Genomic DNA, 20,566 nt, shown 5'->3' on the forward strand with positions numbered 1-20,566 from the left:
TTCCAAACGCGCGACGCCCCACCTACCCCACGGATTCCCACGGCCGCTGAGTAAGTTATCTATAATGAGGGCTAGAGCTGGGCACGGCTGCTTCCCTAAATATACAGCCGTACCCAAGCCCCCACTAGTAGGAACGCCACGCGTTATGCGGAATAGTATCGGTTGATTATCAATAATGTATGGTTTTCTTTTGATCGTTTGCCATGGTCAAAGTGATGATGCCGGATTGAGCGTCGTAATGAATATTTTTCACGGGTAGCATCTCTTTGTTCGTCCATTTCTCGCCCGATTTTTTCCAGAGCAGCAAGGTGCTGAATACAACGGGATGGTGGTTGGGCAAGGTGGTGCCCACGGCATTGAGCACGGTGCTTTGGGCGGCGGCCGGATGCAGCCCCGTGGCGTCCACCACCTGCGTTTCCGACCACCCGCTGAGCGGCACCAGCGCCAGTTGGTAGGTGCCGTTGTCGATGATTTGGACCGTGTAGCTCCATACCTTGCGCGTGCTGCGCCGGATGGTGCCCGCGAGTTTGGGTAGGGCGTAGTGCCCCAGGCGCAGGTCGGTGGCCGCGGGGCTCTGGCCTACGTCTACCCGCAAGATGCCGTTGGGGAGGGGCATTTCGGCCAGGTGCAGCTGCACGTTTTTATCGGTTTCCAGCACGGCGTCGCGGTAGTACACGCCGTCTTCAAACTTTTTGAAGGTGTAGAGGCGCAGGGGCTCCCACTTGCCTTGCTGGTTTTTGAACACGTAGTTCATGGCTACTTCGCCGTTGGGGCCATCGGCCTGCCACGGAAAGGCGCTGTTGTAGCTCAGGCGGTTGTAGTTTTCGTCGCCGCGGTAGGGGTCGGAACTATCCTGGTGGCAGGGGGCACGCAACTCGGCCGCGCCCGTGTTGGGGTAGTCGGTCAGGAGGATGTTGGGGCCGGGCTCAAACTTGTTGAACACCGTGCCTTTGGCTAGGGCCGGGGTAGCCCAGGCGCCTTTGTTTTCGGTGGCGGTCCAGAACGGCGAGTCGGCGGGCACCAGCAGGCCCAGAAAAGCCTTGGCCATCCAGTACACGCTACCCCGGCAGCTATAGGGCTGCACGGCCGGCTCGAAGGAGCCGTAGAAGCCCAGCGTGGGCACGTTATCTTCCAGAAAATCGGGGTGTTGTAAGAATTGCAGCATAGCCCCCGAGGCAATGCGCCGCATCCAGCCGAAGTTGGTGTCGGCGGCGGGGTGCAGGCCCATCAATGGAAACGGCACCACGGCCGCAAAGCGGTACGTAATGCTACGGCCCCACATAATCAGGTGCCCATCGCGCCCAAACTGGTAGGGGTAGGTGTCGCGCAACGGGGCGAAGTTCTCGTTGAGCTTCGCCGCAATTTCGGGGTAGTGCTGGCGGCCGTAGTACTCGCTCCACAGCCGGCCGTACATCTGAAACGCCCACATGCTGTAGTAGTCGTAGGTGGGCGCGTCGTTGTACCAGCCCTGGCCATCATAGTGGGTCAGTTGCTTTTGCAGATATTCTTCCAGCAGCTTCTTGTTGACCTGGTAGCCGCGACTCTCGAAAAAACTGAGGATGAAGATGTTGAAGTAGCGCCAGTTTTGGGGTACCGTGGGGCCGTCGCCATAGCTGAGCATGGTGGCGGCCAGGGCGTCTTTGGTGGCCTGGGGCAGCGGGTCCCACAGCACCTCGGGGGCGGCAAACAGGGCCACGCCCAGCCCGCCAAACTCCACCAGAATCTGGCTGGGACCACCATTTTGAGCGCGGGGCCGGATGTAGCTGGTGCTTTGCGGATCGACAAGCAGCGCCAACTGGTGGCGGTAGTAGTCGCCTACCTTCACGTTGTTCAGCGTCAGGCCCGGCTCCTCTTTCAGCAGCGGCGCGGCCATGAACAGCGTGCGGCACAGGCCCTCCAGCTTCTCGGTGGGCACCTGGCCCTCGTTGCGGGGGTAGCTCTTGCCTGGCTCCTTCGGAAACTGCATGGGGTCGTCGAGCTTCTGCACATAGCTGAATGCGCCGCCGAGCAGGTAGCGGGCCGCATCCTGCCAGTGTCGGCGCGTCATGCCGGTGGAGGGGCTGAGGCGCTTGTCGGGCTGCTTCACCTCAAAGGGCGGCAGCTTGGTAGGCGCCGGCGCCACGTGCGTATCGAAGTAGGCGGGCTGGGTGGTCTGGGCTAACCCAGGGGTAGGCACTAGCCACCCGCCTACCCCCAGCAAGCCCACTAGGGCAGAGCGAAGGAGTGTAGCAGGAGAAGGTGTAAGCAAGAAGGAGCGTTGGGTGGAAATGGGCACGGATTAGTTGGTCTTGCGGGCTTCGCCTTCCGGCTTCAACACGTTCAGAATGGGTTTGTCGAGGCCGGTGAGCTGGTCTTGCTCAGGCTTCAGCAGCTCCAGCACTACCACCTCGTTGCGGCCTTTTTTTAGCCACTCGGCCGGCGCGTAGAGGGTTTGCTGAGGGCCGGTTTCCCAGTAGCGGCCCAGGTGGTGGCCATTCAGCCACACGCTGCCTTTGCCCCACTGGCTCATGTCGAGGTAGGTATCGGCGGGGGTAGTGAGGGTGAAGGAGCCGCGCCGCAGCACCGGCCCGTTGCCGGCAGAGGCGCGGCTGGCTTTGGTGGCCGTTACCTTCGAAATATCATCAAACGGCAGCGGGAAATGCTGCCAGCCGGTCAGCTCCTGGTCCGCAAACGTCACCTTCTCCGTGATGCCCTTGCGGTTCTCCAAGAGGTAGGCGCCGAAGTTGATGCGGCCCAGGTTTTCCACCAGAATATCCAGCGTAACAGTGCCAGCGGGTAGGGTGATGGTGGCTTCCTGGTGCTCACCCTTGCGGCGGTCCAGCACGGCCACGCGCTGGCCGTTCACCAGCACCACGGCGTAGTCGCGCAGCTCAGTCAGGCTGAGCACGCCCGTGCGGCCGCCCGGCACCTGCGTGCGGTAGAGCACAAAGCCGTAGGGCTGGTGCAGGTCCTCGAAGGTCTGGGGTTTGGCGTTGGTCACGGCCTTGGGCAGCACGCTCAGCAGTGGGGTAGCCTGGCTCAGACTAACAGCCGGAATGCGGGTAGTTGGCTTGGCCGCAGGCACGGCGGGCAGTTTGGTGCCCGCGGGCAAGTGCTTCTCTATCACCTGCCGAAAGGCCATGAACTTGGGGGTAGCATTGCCGGCCTCGTCCAGAGGCGCATCGTAGTCATAGCTGCTGATCTGGGGTTCGTAGCGCGTGCCCTCGCCCTTGTAGTTGGCGCCGTTCATGAAGCCGCGGGTAGTGCCCCCGTGAAACATATACATGTTGATGCTCACACCCGCTGCCAACACCGAGTCGAGGCGACCAGCGTACTTCTCGGCGGGCACCGTGTGGTGCGGTGCCCCCCACCAGTCGAACCACGCGGGGTACCACTCGGCAATGAAGTAGGGGCCTTTGCCGGCGTGGTTGTCGCGCACAATCTTCTTCACTTGGTCGGGCTTGTCGAGGCCGTTCACGGCGGGCAGCAGGCCGGGTAGGTGGCCTTTCGCCACGTCGGCGGCTGGGTCGCAGGTGTAGAGCAGGCCATCGAAGCCCGCTTCGCGGAACAGCTTCTGGTTTTGGGCCAGGTACTCCTTGTCGCTGCCGTAGGAGCCGTATTCGTTTTCCACCTGCACCATCAGTACCGGGCCGCCGTGATTTACTTGGTAGGGCGCCAGCTGCTTGGCTACGGCGTTGAGGTAGCGCTTGTAGGCAGCTACGTACTGCGACTCCTGGCTGCGCACCTTCAAGCCAGCCACGTTTTGCAGCCAGTAGGGATAGCCGCCAAATTCCCACTCGGCGCACACATAGGGGCTGGGCCGCAGCACCACCCACAGGCCCTCTTCCTGGGCCATCTTCACGAAAGCGGCCACATCGTGATTGCCGCTGAAATCGTACTTGCCGGGCTCCGGCTCGTGCGCATTCCAGAACACGTAAGTGCCGATGGTATTCAGGCCCATGGCCTTGGCCATGCGCATGCGCTGGCGCCAGGCCTCACGCGGCACGCGGGGGTAGTGCATCTCCCCCGAAATCATCTGAAAGGGCTTGCCGTCGAGCAAAAAGTGCTCGTCGCCCAGCGCAAAGGTGTGCTTAGCGGCAGCGGTGGTAGGGGCAGTTTTCTTTGCAGGCTTGGTTTGCGCCTGCGTGGTGGTAGCAAGCGTGGAGAGGCTAAGGCCGCCCAGCAGCAGCGCCCGCACAATCATTTGGTTCAGCACGGCCTAGAGGGGTTTAGTAGAGGAGTTGTTGAAGAAATTGAGGTTCCACTGGTCCAGCCACCCAATGGTAGGCTGACCATCTTTGAACTGTACCGGCAGCCACAGGTAGCGGCTGTCTTTCAGGTCTTTGGGGTTCCAACGGTCGGCCATGAAGAGGAAGGCATCCTTCCGGCCCGCCACCGGCAGCACGTAGGTCGACTGCCCGCCGAAGGTGAGCTTGGCGTTGGGGCCGGTCATGGGGTCGCCCAGGGGTTTCCAGGGGCCAAAGGGCCGGTCGGCTACGTGCAGGGAGGCCTGGTTGGGGTCCCAGCCGGTGCAGCCCGAGGTGATGAGGTAGTACTTGCCGTCGGTTTTGAACAGGGCCGGCGCCTCCTGGTGCTTGCTAAAGAGTAGCGAGTCCTGGGGGGTAGCGGTGAGGTAGTCGGGCGAGAGGCGGGCCAGACGCAGGTCGTAGTTCTCGCGAGCCGAGTAAACGTGGTAGGCCGCGCCATCGTCGTCCACAAACAAGCCCATATCGCGCGACATATTGCCGTTGGGCCGGAAGCTGCTCACGTATTTGAATGGGCCGGTGGGCTTGTCGGCCACGGCCACGCCGGCGCGGGCGGCTTTGTAGCCCTGGCCTTTCAGCTCCAGGTGAAACCACATCACGTACTTGCCAGTCTTCTTATTGTAGATGACTTTGGGGCGCTCCATCAGGCAGCCGGCCGCAATGTCGCTCTGCGCATCCTGGCTGGGGGGTAGGGCCACGCCTTCATATTTCCAATTATAGAGGTCTTTGGAGCTGTACACGTTCACGCCTTCTTCCTGGTGCTGGGCGCGCTTCTCGCCGTACCAATAGTAGGTGTTACCTACCTGCAACACGCCGCCGCCGTGGGCATTGATGCGGTTGCCGTCGGTGTCGTACCACAGCTCGCCGGGGCGGAAGGCGGCGGTTTTCGCCTTCGGGACGCTGCCGGACGTAGCGGGGGCTTGTGCCAGGGTAGTACCCGTGCTCAGCCCCAACCCTACCACAAGAAAAAAGAATTTCTGCATACGCATAATACTCGACGGCCGACTGCACCGGCAGTCGGCCGTCTACCGATGAAGGGTAGGGTTAGTAGCCTGTGTTCTGACGGAGAGTACCGTTGATGTTCCGGTCAATCTCCGACTGTGGGATGGGCAACAATAAGTTATTGGCTGTCAACCCCGTAACGGAGGCCCCATTCAGGCGGAGCGTGCGCTCTACCAGGGTGCCCGTACGGACCAGCGTAATACGGCGCTGCTCTTCTCCTATCAACTCGCGGGCGCGCTCGTCCAGAATAAAGTTGAGCGTGATATCCGAAGCCGTTACCTGGGCGGCTTTGGCACGGGTGCGCAACACATTAATGCTGGCTGCGGCATCGGCTAGCTTACCCTGCCGGAACTGGGCTTCTGCCAGCAGCAGGTAGGTTTCGCCCAGGCGCATCATGGTTATGTCCTTAATGGTGCCAAACCCAAAGGTGTCGGTGGGGTCAAACTGATTCCACTTGGTGGTGTAGGGCGTGATGTAGAAAATGGTATCCGAGCCCGTTAGGCCCGTTACACGCTTCCCATACGTGGCAGTCTGCGAGGGGTCGTTGTAGTAGAAGCGACGCTTGAGATTATACTTCGAATTGCGCATATCGGCGCTTTCATCCTTGGGGTAGAGGCGGTAGTCGACCCAGTTGCTCAAGCGCAAACGTCCCAAGCCACGGCCACCCAGCGAGTCGGCCAGGGCCATACCCTTTACATTGTAGTAGGCCGGCACCCACACACGGCGCTGCTGGGCGCTGGTTGTGGCACCGGGTACTAGTAGCTGCTGCTCAATACCCCAAATGAGCTCGGTGTTGCCTTGGTTGCGGCGCTGGTTACCGATAATAAACATATCGGAGAAGTAGTCGCCGGGCTGATTGGATTTCACCCCGTAGCGGGCCGTGATGAGCTTGTACTGACCACCGTCGATTACCTCTTTGAGCACCTGCTCGGCCAGCGCGTTCTGATTGGTGCGCAAATATACCTCCCCCAGCAGGTGCTGCGCTGCCCCCTTCGCAATACGCCCCGAAATCACGCGGCTGGCTGGCAATAGACTTGGAATAGCTGTTTTCAGATCGTTGATGATCAACTCATTGACTTCAGCAATAGGCGCGCGCGCAAAGTCGGTGCGGGCCGTTGTGACGGGTTCCGTTATTAGCGGCACATCGCCCCAGAGTGTTGCCAAGAAGTTGTAGGCGTAAGCACGGTAGAAGCGTGCTTCGGCGCTGATGCGGTCTTTGTAGCCCTGGCGGAGCGTAGCGGGCGCCGTAGCGGCTCCGGCAATAATCTGGTTGGCGTTGTTGATCATCCGATAGGCCTGGTTCCAGAATACGTTGGCTCCCTGGTCCTGCGAGGTCAGCTGCGTGTAGTTGTAGTAGGGCACTTCCACCCCCTGCACCTGTCCCGGAATGGCCACATCGGTGCCCACCTGCATCACGCTCAGCAAGCCTTGCTCGTCGGAGCGGGTGTACTGCTCGCGTACAACGGACTGCAAACCGGCCATAGCCGCCTCAAAGCCCAGCGAGTCTACCAGTACTGTTTGGGGGGTGTATAAGGATTTTGGATCTTCATCCAAGTAGTCTTCGGCGCAGGAACTGAGCAGCTGCGTAGCGCCCAGCAAGCCAAAGCAAGCAACTATAATACGTTTCATATCAGAAGCTGTAAAAGACGGGTAGGGAAGATTAGCGCAGCGTCAGGTTGAGGCCGAACACGTAGGTAGCCACATTGGGGAAGTTGGGCGGCCCATTGCCGTCGGTGTTGCCCGTACCGTTGCCAAGCGTGTAGTTCTGCTCGGGGTCGTAGCCTACCCAGTCGGTCCAGGTATAGAGGTTGCGCCCGCTGATATAGGCCGATACTCCCCCCAGTTTGAGCCGCTCTACCAGGGCCGGAGCGAAGGTGTAGTTCAGTGTTATATCCTTGAGGCGGGTGAAGCTGGCATTGCTGGGGTAGCCGTAGCCGCGTGGGTTGAAATAGTTCAGCCCAGGGCGGTCCTGGCTCATGTTCTCGGGCGTCCAATAGCCTACTTCACGCGGGGTGTTCAGGCGCCCGCCCAGGTCCAGGAAGTTGAGCGTGGGGTTGTTTTTGAGTACGCCTTGCACCGTTTGGAAGAAAATGCGCAGGCTAAAGCCTTTGTAAGCAAAGGTGTTGGTAAGACCCGCCGAGTAGTCGGGCAGCGCAGTACCCAGGTACTGCCGGTCGAGGCTAGTGATGCGGCCGTCGCCGTTGAGGTCGGCAAATTTCAGGTCGCCGGGCTTGGCACCGGGGTCCAGCGCCGAGGGGTCTTCGCCTACCTGCCATACCCCTACCTTCTCATAGTCGTAGATAGCGCTCAGCGGCTTGCCAATGAAGCGGCGGTTGCCAATATCGTCGGTGCCATTGCCGTACAGATCCAGGATCTTGTTGCGGTTGCCGGAAATGTTGAAGTTGGTGCTCCAGTTGAAGCCGTTTTTGTCGATGTTAACGGAGGTCAGCGTCAGCTCAATGCCGCGGTTCTGCACCCGGCCAATGTTGTCCAGAATGGAGTTGTAGCCCGTTATAATCGGAATCTGCCGGGCCAGCAGCAAGTCTTTGGTTTTGGCATCGTAGTACTCCACCGTGCCCGACAGACGGTTGTTGAAGAAGCCAAAGTCCACCGCGTAGTTTACGCTGGAGGTTTGCTCCCACTTCAAGTTCGCGTTGCCAAGACCAATATTACCGATAGTGCCTGCCCGCAGGGAAGTAGAAGCTACCCCACCGTATGCATATTGCCCTAGCGCCAAGCCTGTGATGGTGCCGTACGCTGGAATTGCTTCATTGCCAGTTATACCATAAGAAAAGCGCAGTTTCAGGTTGCTGATTTTGTTGTTATTGCGCAGGAAGGCTTCGTTGGCAATATTCCAGCCCACCGCCACCGAGGGGAAGATGGCGTATTTATCGGCATTGACTCCGAATACGGATGAACCGTCGCGGCGGGCCGTGGCCGTAAACAGGTAGCGGCTGTCGTAGTTGTAGTTGATGCGTCCCATCTGCGACACCAACGCCCGCCGCTCGCTGTACGAGCTGATAGTGGGCGTGTTGGAACCCGAGCCAATGCTGTTGAACCCAATTTCATCGTTGATGAAACCGCTCGCGTTTTCGGTGGTGGTGAAGTACGTATTCTGCTGGGAGCTGTACAGCGCGGTTACATCAAAGTGGTGCTTGCCAATGTCTTTGTTGTAAATCAGCAGGTTCTCGATGGTGTAGTTCATCCGCTCATCGTTGACAAGCTGGGCGCCACCGCGCAGGTTGCCAAAAGCCCGCCCTTCGTAGTAGGCGTAGCGGTAGGGCCGGTACGAGTAGGTAGCGTTCAGACGGTACTTCAGGCCATCCAGGAAGTTGGGTGCTACCTCGGCGTAGCCCGTGCCTGTGAGCTGGTTGACGCGGCTCTCGCGGGTAGTGGTGAGGCCTACCAATGGGTTCTTAATCAGCTGTTCTGGGGGCTGCGGGAAAACCGTGTAAGAACCATCGGGGTTGTAGATGGTACCGTATGGGCTCGCTACCTGGGCCAGGCTGAGGTCGGCGCGGCCGCCATCGTCGTTGTTGCTGGAAAAGAACGCCGACGTACCCACACGCAGCCAGGGCGTCAGATTGGCGTCGATGTTGGTGCGCAGGCTGATGCGCTGGAACTGAAATCCTTTTACTACCCCCTTCTGCTTGAAATAGTCGCCCGACACGAAGTACTTCACGTCGTCCGTACCACCCGACACCGACAGGTTATGATCCTGAATCATGCCCTGCTGTGAAATCTCGTCGAACCAGTCTACCGTGCGGCCGGCTTCGTAGTTGGCCTGTTCGCCGAGGTTAGGCACTGGGGTTACGTTTAGCCCCCGCTGCCGGGCAAACTCCTGGTATTTAGCGGAGTAAGCAGGGCCGTCGAGCGGGCGCAGCCGGTTGTTCAGGTACTCGGGACCGATATAGCCGTTGTAGCGAATCTGCGGCTTGCCGGTTTTACCGCGCTTGGTAGAGATAAGAATAACCCCGTTGGAGCCCCGCGTACCGTAAATGGCCGTGGAAGAAGCATCTTTTAGAATCTCAATGCTGGCAATGTCATTGGGATTGATGTCGTTGAGGTTACCCGGAAACGGCACCCCGTCCACAATCAGATAGGGGTCGGCGTTGGCCGTGATAGAGCGCACCCCCCGAATCCGGATGCTCGGCTGGTTGCCCGGCACACTCGATCCACCCGTAATCTGCACACCTGCCACCGCCCCTTGCAGCGCCTGCGCCACGTTCGAGACCGGCAGCTTCTCCAACCGGTCCTGCGGCACCGATACCACCGAGCCCGTCACGTCGGAGCGCTTCTGGGTGCCGTAGCCTACCACCACCACTTCCTCCAAGGCCTTGGTATCCGTCACCATTCGCACATCAAACGTGGTGCGGCTGCCCAGCGGAAACTCCTGCGAGGTGAAGCCAATAGACGAAATCAGCAATGTACTACCCTGGTTTGCAGTGGGTACCACCAGCGAAAAGCGGCCGTCGCCATCGGTGCCAGTCCCGATAGTGGTACCTTTCACTACTACCGTCGCGCCGGGTAGGGGCTGGCCCTGGTCGTCGGTTACGCGTCCGGTAATGGTCTGGTCAACGGGAGCTGCCGCTGCCGTTGTGGAGCGCTCGTATGCTCCGGGGTGGCTGTGCGCAGCAGGCGCAACGAGGGCTACTTGCAAGGGTACAAGCGTCCCGCATAAGAGTAACGGTTTTACTCTCATAGAAGTGAAGGAATTTTGCGTCCGGCAAAGGCCAGTGCAAGGTGGGAGATGTAGAATTTTTCCAAAAAGTCTTCTGTAGGTAGGCGTTGTTGTCGGGGCGGGGCAGAGGGAGGTTGTTGTTCAGTGCAGACCAACCTATCCGTTTGCGGGCGTCTTCTTAGTAGTAGGTAAGCGCTGCTTTCAGCAACTACCACCGCGGTGTTGGGAACTAGCCAAATGTAGAAGGAGCCCTAGAGGAGAGTAGGGGACAATTCAATCGAAAAAAGGGGTTAAATTGGTCATCCATTCTTCACACAATCGATTGATATATACAACCAATCACAATAACCTGTTCACCAACAGTCAGTTGCATCCTTATTTAACTCTCTTACCGCTTTTCTTTTTCTTTCTGAATGGTTAACCGCAATCGTTTGCAAACTCACCTCCGAGACATTCTAGTATTCCCTTCTACCCCATTTTTTGCGGTGCTGAAGGAGGTATGTATCCGGTATATCTGGGGTGTTTTGCTGACGCTGGCTGGAGGCCACCAAGCACTGGCGCAGAGCGCGCCCAGTGCCTTTCGCTTCGAGCACCTGACCGTCAACGAGGGCCTTTCGCACAGCGACGGCATGGCCGTGACCCAGGACCGAGCCGGCTTTATCTGGGTAGGCACCAACCGCGGCCTCAACCGCTACGACGGCTACACCCTGAAGCAGTACTCGCTGCCCGTGAACCCGCACAACGGCATTTCCAGCAACCGCATTTCGGTGCTGCATGTGGGGGCCGGGGGCCGGCTATGGGTAGGCACCGAGCGGGCCGGCCTGAGTTTATATAATGCCGATCAGGACGACTTTTTTCGACTCGATGAGCAGCACATTCCGGCGGCATACCAGGCGCAGGCGCGGCTGCTGGCCCAGTCCGACGTCACGGCCCTGGTATCGGATACGCTGGGGCGGCTGTGGGTAGGCACTGGCCGCAACGGGCTGTTTGCACTGAGCTTCGACCGCCAAGGCCGGGTGCAGCGTCTGCAACAACTGCCGCCTACTCTACCCGGCCGGGCCGCTCTCACACACATCACCAGCCTAGCACTCGATGTCGAAGGCAAGCTGTGGGTGGGTAGCAGCAGCCACGGCCTGTCGGTTATTCGCACCACCCAACCCCTGCTAGATCTGCACGCTACGGAGCTGTCTACCAAACCCGTACGCGTCCTGCACCTCGACCACCACGGTGACCTATGGGTAGGCACCGACCACCACGTGTACTGGGTGAGTGCCGCTAACCGCCGCACCGTGCGCGAGCTGGCAGCCCACCCCCTACCCCAGGAGCTGCCGTTGGTGCAGTCGGTTTACACCGATTCGTTTGAGCGGCTGTGGGTGGGCACCATCTACGGGCTGTATGTGTGGGAGGCCGGCAACCGCACTGCCGTGGCGCCCCCGCTGCGCGCCGCAGCCCCTACCCTGTTTATGCCCCAGGACGGGGAGCCGTTCAGTATCAACTCTGAGCGAATTCATCAGATTTTCGAGGACCAGCACCAAGTGATGTGGCTGTGCGCTTCGGCCGGCGGCCTCAACAAGGTAGACTTGCGCCAGAAGCCTTTTGGCAGCATCCGGCAGCAGCTCACGGGGCGGCTGGCCTTGTCCAACAACTACGTCAACGCTATTTTCAAGGAGGAAGCGCGCAACACGCTCTGGTTTGGCACCCGCAACGGGGTAGCCAGCTACGACCTGGCCCAGCACACCTACCATAACTACCTCAATCAACAGAGCGGGGGCGCCCGCGGCATCGATGTCTCGGCGGTTTTCCAGGCCACCAACGGCACGTTCTGGTTTGGCACGCGCGGCCACGGCCTGGTCACACTCAGCCGCGCCAACGGCCAGGAAAAGCTGACCACCTACGATAAACTGCCCGACGGCTCGCTGCTCAGCAACACGGCCATCGAGCGCATCACCCAGGACCAGCGTGGCACGGTATGGGTAGGTACGTTTTCGGCGGGCTTATACTGTTTCAGCCCCGAGGGGCAGTACTTGGCCACCTACAATACTTCCAACAGTGCGCTGCCTACCAATCAGTTATCTTTTCTACTTTATGATGCCAAGCGCGACGTGCTGTGGGCCAGCACCCGCGACGCGGGCCTGCTGAAACTGCGTGCTACGCCTACCGCGGTGCGCCTGCTGCACCACTACCAATACGCGCCGGGTAAGCCCAACAGCCTGCGCGTGAACTACGTGTGGCCCTTGCTGCTCGACGAGCAAAATGCGCTCTGGATTGGTACCATTGGGGGCGGCTTGCACCAGCTGCGCACCGATGCCGCCGGGCACGAAACCATCCGGTCCTACTTCAGGCAGCTGCCGGAGGAGGATGTGGAGAGCATCCTGGCCGATGAGGCCGGCCACCTCTGGATTGGCGGCACGGGCCTCTACCGCTTCACGCCCGCCACCCGCCAGTACCTGCGCTATGACGTGGCCGACGGCTTGCAAAGTAACTCCTTCAAGATTGGCTCGGCGGCCCGCGCCCAGGATGGTACTCTATACTTTGGGGGCATCAACGGCATCAATTACTTCCAACCATCTGATATTCAGGCCAACCCCTACGCGCCGGTGGTGCAGCTGACCGGCCTACGCGTGACCAACCGCCCCGTGGCCGTGGGCGACACTCTGAATGGTCGCGTGCTGCTCCGGCAGGCGCTATCGGTGCCGCAGACGGTAACTATCCGCAACGCCGAAAATGACTTTTTGGTGGAGTTTGTGGCCCTGAACTATGCCAACCCCCAGAAAAGTCGCTACGCCTACCGCCTGGTGGGCTACAACGAAGACTGGGTGTACCCGGCGCAGGGGCAGCGCACGGCCAGCTTTGCCAACCTGCCCGCGGGCAATTATACGTTGGAGGTGAAGGCCAGCAATGGCGAGGGCGTGTGGTCGAAGCGCTATGCCACCATGCAGTTTGAGGTGCTGGCGCCCTGGTGGCGCACGTGGTGGGCCTACCTGCTCTACGCAGCGGCGGCAGTGGGAGCAGTGGCCTGGTTCCGGCGTGTGGAAATGGCCCAGCAACAGCTCAAAAATCGCCTGGTGCTGGAGCAGTTTCAGGCCGAAAAGGAGAAGGAGCTGACCGATTTGAAGTTGGGCTTCTTCACTAACATCTCCCACGAGTTGCGCACCCCGCTCACCCTGATTCTGGGGCCGATGGAGGAAATTATGCGCGCCGCCGGCCCCGTAGCCGACCTGCGCGGCAAGGTGCAACTCATGCACCGCCAGACGCGCAAGCTGCTGGAGTTGGTGAATCAGCTCCTGGATTTCCGCAAGGTGGAAACCGGCCACGTGCCCTTGCGCGCCCAGCGCGCTGATGCCGTGCGCTTTCTCTCCGACACCTACTCTGTTTTCCAACTGAAAGCCCAGGAGCGCAACGTGGCCTACCTCCTGGACGTGCCTGCCCAACCGGTGCCGCTGTATTTCGACCGCAGCAAGCTGGAGATTATCCTGACTAACCTGCTGGCCAATGCCTTCAAATATACCCGCAACAAAGGCCGGGTAGAGCTGGCGGCTATGGTTATTGGAAATGCCCAAGGCGAAGCGCTCTACCACCAAGGGCAACTTACGGGTAATTACCTGAAAATCAATGTAACAGATACAGGTGTGGGCATTAAGGCCAGCGAGCTGGGACGTATTTTCGACCCTTACTACCAAGCCTCGCACACCGATACCCTGCGCATGACGGGCACGGGCATTGGCCTGTCGCTGGCCCGGCAGTTTGCCGAGCGCCACGGCGGGCAGCTTGTCGTGAGCAGCACCCAGGGGGTAGGCACCACCTTCGAGCTGCGCCTGCCGTTGGGCACGCAGCACCTCAAGCCCGAAGATATTCAGCCAGAGAATATTCAGTTAGAGGAAGATACACTTCCTACCCACATCGAGTCGGAAGGGTTGTTTGATGTGCTTGAAGTCGAAAAAGAGCAGGCTACCCTACCCACCACGCCGGCTGGGCCGCCGCGCCTGCTGGTGGTGGAAGACAACGACGAAGTGCGCCAGTATCTGCAACAGCTTTTTGCGGCCGAGTATGACGTGCTGATGGCTACCGACGGCCTGGAGGGCTGGGACGAAGCCCTGCAACACCTCCCCGACCTGATTATTTCGGACGTGATGATGCCGCACTCCGATGGGCTGGAACTGTGCCAGCGCGTGAAGCAGCACCCCAAAACCGCGCATATTCCGCTGCTCCTGCTCACGGCCCGCACCGCCGAAACGCACCAGCTAGAAGGCCTGGGCCTGGGCGCCGACGACTACATGAGCAAGCCCTTCAACCCTACCCTGCTGCTGGCCAAGGCAGAGGCTTTGCTACGCAACAGGCGCAAGCTGCACGAGTACTACCAGCGCCACATCTTACTAGAGCCCACCGAAATAACCGTTCCCGACGCCGACCGCGAGTTCCTAGAAAACGCCATGCGCGTGGTGGAAGAACACCTCGAAGACGCCGAGTTCAACGTACAGGTGCTGGTGCGAAAGGTAGGCATGAGCCAGTCGGTGTTCTATCGGCGCATCAAGAGCATCACGGGCCAAACGGTGGTCGAGTTCATCCGCGACGTGCGCATGAAGCGCGCCGCCCAGCTACTGGCCGGCACCACCATGCGCGTGTCGGAGGTGGCGTTTCAGGTGGGCATTGAGGATGCCAAGTACTTCCGCAAAATGTTTCAGAAGATCTACAGCGTGACGCCCTCCGAGTACGCCCGCCAGCATCGGCAGGGCAAGGAGGCAGCTTCTGTGGAGTAGGCCTATCGAATGGGGAGGCCGTCATGCTGAGCTTGCCGAAGCATCTCGCGTGCTGACGTTACAACGGTAATCCAGACGTCAGCATGCGAGATGCTTCGGCAAGCTCAGCATGACGGCCTCTATTTGAACTGCTAGGCGAATATCTCCCCCCTAATCTGAGGATCCGCCCCCCTACCGTGTGCGGGCAGATGCCTACTATTGTGGATACATTCCCTACCCTACTCCTATGTCTCGTTCTTTCACTCTGCGCCGTTTGCTCACTGGCGGCCTGCTTCTCACGTTGGGCCTGCATCAAGTCAGCTACGCCCAGTCGACTGCTACCGTCGATAAAGCGCTGTTCAAGCCGAAGTTCATCAAGCAGCAATTGCTGAAGACGACCAAGTGGCAGTTGGCACATCCCAAGCACGCCCTCACCGACTGGACCAACGCGGCCTTCTACTCCGGTGTGTTTGCGGCTTACCAAACCACCAAAACCAAGTGGGTGCTGGACTCGCTACTGGCCATGGGCAACCGCACGCAGTGGCAACCCGACAAGCGCTACGACCACGCCGACGACATTGCCATCTGCCAGACCTACCTGAATCTGTACCGCCTCAAGAAAGACCGGCAGATGATAGCGCCTACCCTGACGGCCCTGGACAAGCTCTACACCACGCCCGGCCCCGAGGTGCAGCGGCACGGCATTACGTGGTGGTGGTGCGATGCCCTATTTATGGGGCCACCGGTGCTGGTGAAAGCCGCCCTCATCGACAACCAGCCCCGGTATCTCGCCTTCAACGACACCTTATATAAGCAGACGTACCGCCGCCTCTACAACCAGCAGCAACACCTGTTCACCCGCGATGCTTCCTACCTCTGGAATGAGGCCGGCGAGGGCAAGAAGGAAAGCAACGGCCAGCCTATTTTCTGGAGCCGCGGCAATGGCTGGGTGATGGGCGGCCTGGTGCAAGTTCTGCAAGAGCTGCCCCAGAACCACCCCACGTGGTCCTTCTACCAAAACCTGTTCAAGGAAATGAGCGCCCGCCTCATTGCGCTACAACAGCCCGACGGCCTGTGGCGCGCCAGCCTCCTTGACCCCGGCGCCTACCCCGGCGGCGAGGCTTCGGGCTCGGGCTTCGACTGCTATGCGCTGGCCTGGGGCATCAACCAGGGGTTGCTGGACAAGGCCACCTACCTGCCCCACGTACAGCAAGCCTGGGCTGCCCTGAACCGGTGCGTATCGGCCGAGGGGCGTGTGGGCTGGGTGCAACCCATCGGCGCCGACCCGCGCCGCGACTTCTCGGCCGAGAGCTGGGAAGTGTACGGCACCGGTGCGTTTCTGCTGGCCGGTTCGGAAGTTATCAAGCTGAAGTAGTCCAGCTGCTTCGTTTCACTCTTCTTTATTGTATGGAAAGACGCACCTTCGTTGCGCAGTCAGCCGCGGCTTTATCGGCACTGGCCCTACCGTGTGCTAGCCTGGCGAGCGGCGCCCTGCCCCTACCCGCCCCCGCCAAAACCACCGACCGCGAGTACTGGCTCAGTACCTTGCTGAAGGTAGTAGACCCCGTGCTGACCAACGCCGCCCAAGGGCAACTGAAGGCCCAGATGCCCGTAGAATCTGCCCCCGGCCAGGAGGCAGGCCGCCGCAGTGTCACCTACCTCGAAGCCCTGGGCCGCACGCTTACGGGGCTGGCGCCCTGGCTGGAGCTACAAGCGGTGCCCGCTAACGAGCTGGCCCGGCAGCAGCGCTACCGGGAGTTGGCCCGCCAGGCCATTGCCCAGGGCGTGAACCCCCAGTCGCCGGACTTCCTGAACTTTACGGAGGGCGGGCAGCCGGTGGTAGACGCCGCCTTTCTGGCTCACGCCATGCTGCGCGCCCCTACCCAGCTCTGGACCCAGCTACCCGACACCACCAAAACGCAGCTGGTGACGGCCCTGCAAAGCAGCCGCGTCATCAAACCCTATTACAGCAACTGGCTGCTGTTCAGCGCTATCATTGAAGCGGCCTTGCTGAAATTCACCGGCGCCGGCGACCTGATGCGCATGGACTACGCCATCAAGGAGCACCTGACCTGGTACAAGGGCGACGGCACTTACGGCGACGGCCCCGACTACCACTGGGACTATTACAACAGCTACGTGATTCAGCCCATGCTGCTGGACGTAGTGGGCACCCTGGTAGCAGCCGGCAAGGAGCGCAAGGAGCTGCTGGAAACCCTGCGCAGCCGCGCCCGGCGCTACGCCCAGGTGCAGGAGCGCCTGATTTGCCCCGATGGCTCGTTTGCCGCCTTTGGCCGCTCCCTGGCTTACCGCTGTGGGGCGTTTCAGCACCTGGCGCAGGTGTCGTTGCAGCAGTTTTTACCTGAGGAGCTGCCGGCCGGGCAGGTGCGGAGCGCCCTCACGGCCGTCATTCGGCGCACCATGGAGCCGAAGGGCACCTTTGATAGCAAGGGTTGGCTGCAAATTGGGTTGTGTGGGCACCAGCCGGGCATTGGCGAAGTCTACATCTCCACGGGTAGCCTCTACCTATGTACTGCGGCTTTCCTGCCCCTGGGCCTACCCAGCACCGACACTTTTTGGGCAGCCCCGACCCAGGACTGGACCGCTAAGAAAATCTGGTCGGGGCAGGATGTCAAGACCGACCATGCCCTGTAAAGCCCCGCATCTCCTACCCTACCCCGACAGCCCAGGACAGTGGAACCGGTCACGTGCTCTATCTTGTCGCCTCACCCCTACCCTCTACTATGACTTCTTCTTTCGATTTGACGGGCAAGCTGGCCCTCGTGACGGGCTGCAACCGCGGCATTGGGCAGGCCATGGCGATTGGTCTGGCCGAGGCCGGCGCCGATATCATCGGCGTGTCATCGTCGCTGGCGCTGAGCGGCTCCGACACCGAGCGCCAGGTGCAGGCGCTGGGTCGGCAGTTTCACGCCTACCAGGCCGATTTCAGCCAGCGCCCGGCCGTGGATGCCTTTATTGCCCAGGTGCAGCAGGATTTTCCGCAGATTGATATTCTGATCAATAACGCCGGCACCATCAAGCGCGCCCCCGCCGCCGAGCACGCCGATGAGCTGTGGGACGAGGTGCTGGCCATCAACCTGGATGCGCCTTTCCGGCTGGCCCGCGCCATTGGCGGGCAGATGCTGCAACGCGGCTCCGGTAAAATCATCTTTACGGCCTCGCTCCTTACCTTTCAGGGTGGCATCAACGTGCCCGGCTACGCAGCCAGCAAGGGCGCTATCGGCTCCGTAGTGAAGGCGCTGGCCAACGAATGGGCCGGCCGGGGCGTAAACGTGAATGCCATTGCGCCCGGCTACATCGCCACCGACAACACTGAGGCCCTGCGCAACGACCCCGACCGCTCGGCCAGCATCCTGAGCCGCATTCCGGCTAGCCGCTGGGGCACCCCCGACGACTTCAAAGGCCCCACGGTCTTCCTGGCGTCGTCCGCCGCCGACTACGTACACGGCACCATCCTCACCGTCGACGGCGGGTGGATGGGAAGGTAATGTGCTGATGGGTTGATTGTTGATGTGCTGATTGTGGAGGCACTGTCATCCTGAGCTTGCGAAGGACCTTCTCACGTGAGAACGAGTCGTTGTTGCGCAAGCCGTTCTGTCGTGAGAAGGTCCTTCGGCACTGGCTTGATGCGCCACATGCTCAGGATGACACGAGCTTCTACATCATCACATCTATAATCAGCACATCATCACATCAAAAATCAACACACTAAAACACATCAAACACCTACCATGATTCAACGATATGCTATCGGGCCGCGCGAAACGGCGATGATGAATACGGCCGAGCTACGCGAGAACTTCCTGCTGGAAAACTTGTTCGTAGCCGGTGATATTCAACTGATATACACGCACTACGACCGCATGGTGGTAGGCGGCGTGGTGCCCACCGGCGATGCCATTCCCCTACCCTGCCCCGATAACCTGAAGGCCGATTTCTTCCTGCAACGCCGCGAGTTGGGCATTCTCAACATCGGTCAGCCCGGCACCGTGACCGTGGATGGCACCACCCACGAGCTGGGCCGCCAGGACTGCCTGTATGTGGGCAAGGATGCCAAAGAGGTAGTCTTTGCCAGCGCCGACCCGTCGAAGCCGGCCCGGTACTACCTGCTCTCGACCCCGGCTCATGCCACCTACCCTACTGCGCGCCTCACGCAGGCCGAGGCTACCCCCGTCACACTGGGCACCATGGAAGCTGCCAACCAGCGCACCATCTACAAGTACATCTACAACGAAGGCCTGCCTAGCTGCCAGCTGGTGATGGGCCTCACGCAGCTGCACCCCGGCTCGGTGTGGAACACCATGCCCGCCCACACCCACGACCGGCGCATGGAGGCCTACCTCTACTTCGATTTGCCGGAAGGCCAGCGGGTATTGCATCTGATGGGCCACCCCCAGGAAACCCGCCACTTGTGGGTAGCCGAGGGCCAGGCCATTTTGTCGCCGCCGTGGTCGATTCACTCAGGTTGCGGCACGGCCGGCTACACGTTCATCTGGGGTATGGGTGGTGAAAACCAGGAGTATACCGACATGGACCCCGCGCCCATCGACAAATTGCGCTAGCCTGTTTCCTACCCTTTTGACTTGTCGATGAAACCGTTACCGCTTGCCCTACCCCTGGCCGCGCTGCTGTTTGCGGGCGCGGCCTCGGCGCCCCGCCCGGCTGCTACCATCACGGTGCGCAACGCCCTGAACCTGGCCCGCCGCGCCGAAACCATCAGCCTACCGCTAAGCAAGCTGCCGGCCGCCGCCCGCCAGTTGGACCCAGCCGACTTGCGCGTGCGCGACGCAGCCAGCAAATCCTTGCTGATCAGCCAGTTGGTAGACAACGACGCCGACGGCAAACCCGACGAGCTGCTGTTTCAGACGGACATCGGGGCCAGGGCGAGCAAGACGTTTATGGTGGAGCCGGCTGCGGCGGGGCCTGTTCCGACCACACCCGATGTCACCTTCGCGCGCTTCGTGCCGGAGCGCACCGACGACTTTGCCTGGGAAAACGACCGGGTAGCCTTCCGCACCTACGGCCCCAATGCCCAGGAGCTGGCCGAGAAGAAGGACCCCAACGGCACGCTCAGCAGCGGCATGGACTGCTGGCTGAAGCGCGTTTCCTACCCCATCATCGACAAGTGGTATGGCCGCCACGTGCACGAAAAACCGTTTGCCTACCACACCGACATCGGCGAGGGCTACGACCCCTACCACGTGGGCAGCAGCCGCGGCGTGGGTGGCACCGGCGTGCTACTGGATGGGAAGTTGTTCGTATCCAAGAACTTCACCAAGTATAAGGTACTAGCCACCGGGCCTATTCGCACGGTGTTCGAGCTGACGTATGCGCCCTACCCGGCCGGCAGCCTGTCGGTCACGGAAACCAAGCGCATTTCGCTGGACCGAGGCAGCAACCTGACGCGCTACGAGGAGCATATTTCGGCCGGCCAACCGCTGCCCAACTGCACCGTCGGCCTCACGCTGCACGAGCAAAAAGGCGAAGTAAAGGCTGACCCCAAAGCCGGCTGGTGCCGCTACTGGGAAAAGGTAGACGACTCCTACCTAGGCACCGGCGTGGTGGTAGCCCCCCGCTACCTCACCAACTACCAAGAGCACCGCAGCGAGCAGAAAGACCAGAGCCAGCTCTATATGGTCACAAAACCGCAGCAGGATGTGGTGGTGTTCTATGCCGGTTTTGGGTGGCAGAAAAGCGGGCAGTTTGCTTCTGCCGATGCTTGGGATACTTACTTAGCGGAGTTTGCCCAGCGTATCAGCTCGCCGTTGGTGGTGAGTTGGAAATAATCCATCTGTCATCCTGAGCAGAGCGAAGGACCTTCTCACGCGTGAACGAGTCGTTGTTATGACCGTCGTTCACGCGTGAGAAGGTCCTTCGCTCTG

11 protein-coding genes are annotated in these 20,566 nt (G+C 60.5%); 6 read left to right on the top strand and 5 right to left on the bottom strand.

Annotated elements, in window-relative coordinates; translation table 11 throughout:
- Positions 1 to 169 precede the first annotated feature (169 nt).
- The 5 genes from J4D97_RS06145 to J4D97_RS06165 form a co-directional block, all read right to left on the bottom strand.
- Positions 170 to 2,275: a DUF2264 domain-containing protein gene (locus tag J4D97_RS06145; RefSeq protein ID WP_208306807.1), complete on the bottom strand. Its 2,106-nt coding sequence runs from the start codon at positions 2,273 to 2,275 to the stop codon at positions 170 to 172.
- A gap of 3 nt (positions 2,276 to 2,278) precedes the next feature.
- Positions 2,279 to 4,195: a glycoside hydrolase family 35 protein gene (locus J4D97_RS06150; protein ID WP_208306808.1), complete on the bottom strand. Its 1,917-nt coding sequence runs from the start codon at positions 4,193 to 4,195 to the stop codon at positions 2,279 to 2,281.
- A gap of 3 nt (positions 4,196 to 4,198) precedes the next feature.
- Complete coding sequence (locus J4D97_RS06155; protein ID WP_208306809.1) at positions 4,199 to 5,227, bottom strand: glycoside hydrolase family 43 protein; 1,029 nt, start codon at positions 5,225 to 5,227, stop codon at positions 4,199 to 4,201.
- A gap of 61 nt (positions 5,228 to 5,288) precedes the next feature.
- Complete coding sequence (locus J4D97_RS06160) at positions 5,289 to 6,875, bottom strand: RagB/SusD family nutrient uptake outer membrane protein (protein ID WP_208306810.1); 1,587 nt, start codon at positions 6,873 to 6,875, stop codon at positions 5,289 to 5,291.
- Between the two features lie 31 nt (positions 6,876 to 6,906).
- The gene (locus J4D97_RS06165; RefSeq protein ID WP_243900168.1) at positions 6,907 to 9,906 is read right to left on the bottom strand and encodes a SusC/RagA family TonB-linked outer membrane protein; all 3,000 of its coding nucleotides are present in this window, start codon (positions 9,904 to 9,906) and stop codon (positions 6,907 to 6,909) included.
- A 452-nt stretch (positions 9,907 to 10,358) separates the two neighbouring features.
- Here J4D97_RS06165 and J4D97_RS06170 point away from each other — a divergent pair, with 452 nt between their 5' ends.
- From J4D97_RS06170 to J4D97_RS06195, 6 genes are all read left to right on the top strand, one after another.
- Positions 10,359 to 14,684: a hybrid sensor histidine kinase/response regulator transcription factor gene (locus tag J4D97_RS06170; protein ID WP_208306812.1), complete on the top strand. Its 4,326-nt coding sequence runs from the start codon at positions 10,359 to 10,361 to the stop codon at positions 14,682 to 14,684.
- Positions 14,685 to 14,910: 226 nt separating this feature from the next.
- Complete coding sequence (locus J4D97_RS06175; protein ID WP_208306813.1) at positions 14,911 to 16,038, top strand: glycoside hydrolase family 88/105 protein; 1,128 nt, start codon at positions 14,911 to 14,913, stop codon at positions 16,036 to 16,038.
- Between the two features lie 32 nt (positions 16,039 to 16,070).
- The gene (locus J4D97_RS06180; protein WP_208306814.1) at positions 16,071 to 17,318 is read left to right on the top strand and encodes a DUF2264 domain-containing protein; all 1,248 of its coding nucleotides are present in this window, start codon (positions 16,071 to 16,073) and stop codon (positions 17,316 to 17,318) included.
- A gap of 89 nt (positions 17,319 to 17,407) precedes the next feature.
- Entirely contained in the window at positions 17,408 to 18,172 is a 765-nt protein-coding gene (kduD, locus tag J4D97_RS06185; RefSeq protein WP_208306815.1) for a 2-dehydro-3-deoxy-D-gluconate 5-dehydrogenase KduD, read from the top strand.
- A 243-nt stretch (positions 18,173 to 18,415) separates the two neighbouring features.
- Positions 18,416 to 19,246, top strand: coding sequence for a 5-dehydro-4-deoxy-D-glucuronate isomerase (gene kduI, locus J4D97_RS06190; protein ID WP_208306816.1), 831 nt, complete (start codon positions 18,416 to 18,418; stop codon positions 19,244 to 19,246).
- A 27-nt stretch (positions 19,247 to 19,273) separates the two neighbouring features.
- Positions 19,274 to 20,470: a DUF4861 domain-containing protein gene (locus J4D97_RS06195; protein ID WP_208306817.1), complete on the top strand. Its 1,197-nt coding sequence runs from the start codon at positions 19,274 to 19,276 to the stop codon at positions 20,468 to 20,470.
- Positions 20,471 to 20,566: the final 96 nt, after the last annotated feature.

Origin of the sequence: Hymenobacter defluvii, assembly GCF_017589435.1 — a bacterium.
Taxonomy (GTDB): Bacteria; Bacteroidota; Bacteroidia; order Cytophagales; family Hymenobacteraceae; genus Hymenobacter; species Hymenobacter profundi.

Bases quoted from the DNA above. Each gene is read 5' to 3' on its own strand.
- J4D97_RS06155 (WP_208306809.1), bottom strand. From the start codon at position 5,227: ATGCAGAAATTCTTTTTTCTTGTGGTAGGGTTGGGGCTGAGCACGGGT.
- kduD (WP_208306815.1), top strand. From the start codon at position 17,408: ATGACTTCTTCTTTCGATTTGACGGGCAAGCTGGCCCTCGTGACGGGC.
- kduI (WP_208306816.1), top strand. From the start codon at position 18,416: ATGATTCAACGATATGCTATCGGGCCGCGCGAAACGGCGATGATGAAT.
- J4D97_RS06160 (WP_208306810.1), bottom strand. From the start codon at position 6,875: ATGAAACGTATTATAGTTGCTTGCTTTGGCTTGCTGGGCGCTACGCAG.
- J4D97_RS06180 (WP_208306814.1), top strand. From the start codon at position 16,071: ATGGAAAGACGCACCTTCGTTGCGCAGTCAGCCGCGGCTTTATCGGCA.
- J4D97_RS06175 (WP_208306813.1), top strand. From the start codon at position 14,911: ATGTCTCGTTCTTTCACTCTGCGCCGTTTGCTCACTGGCGGCCTGCTT.
- J4D97_RS06195 (WP_208306817.1), top strand. From the start codon at position 19,274: ATGAAACCGTTACCGCTTGCCCTACCCCTGGCCGCGCTGCTGTTTGCG.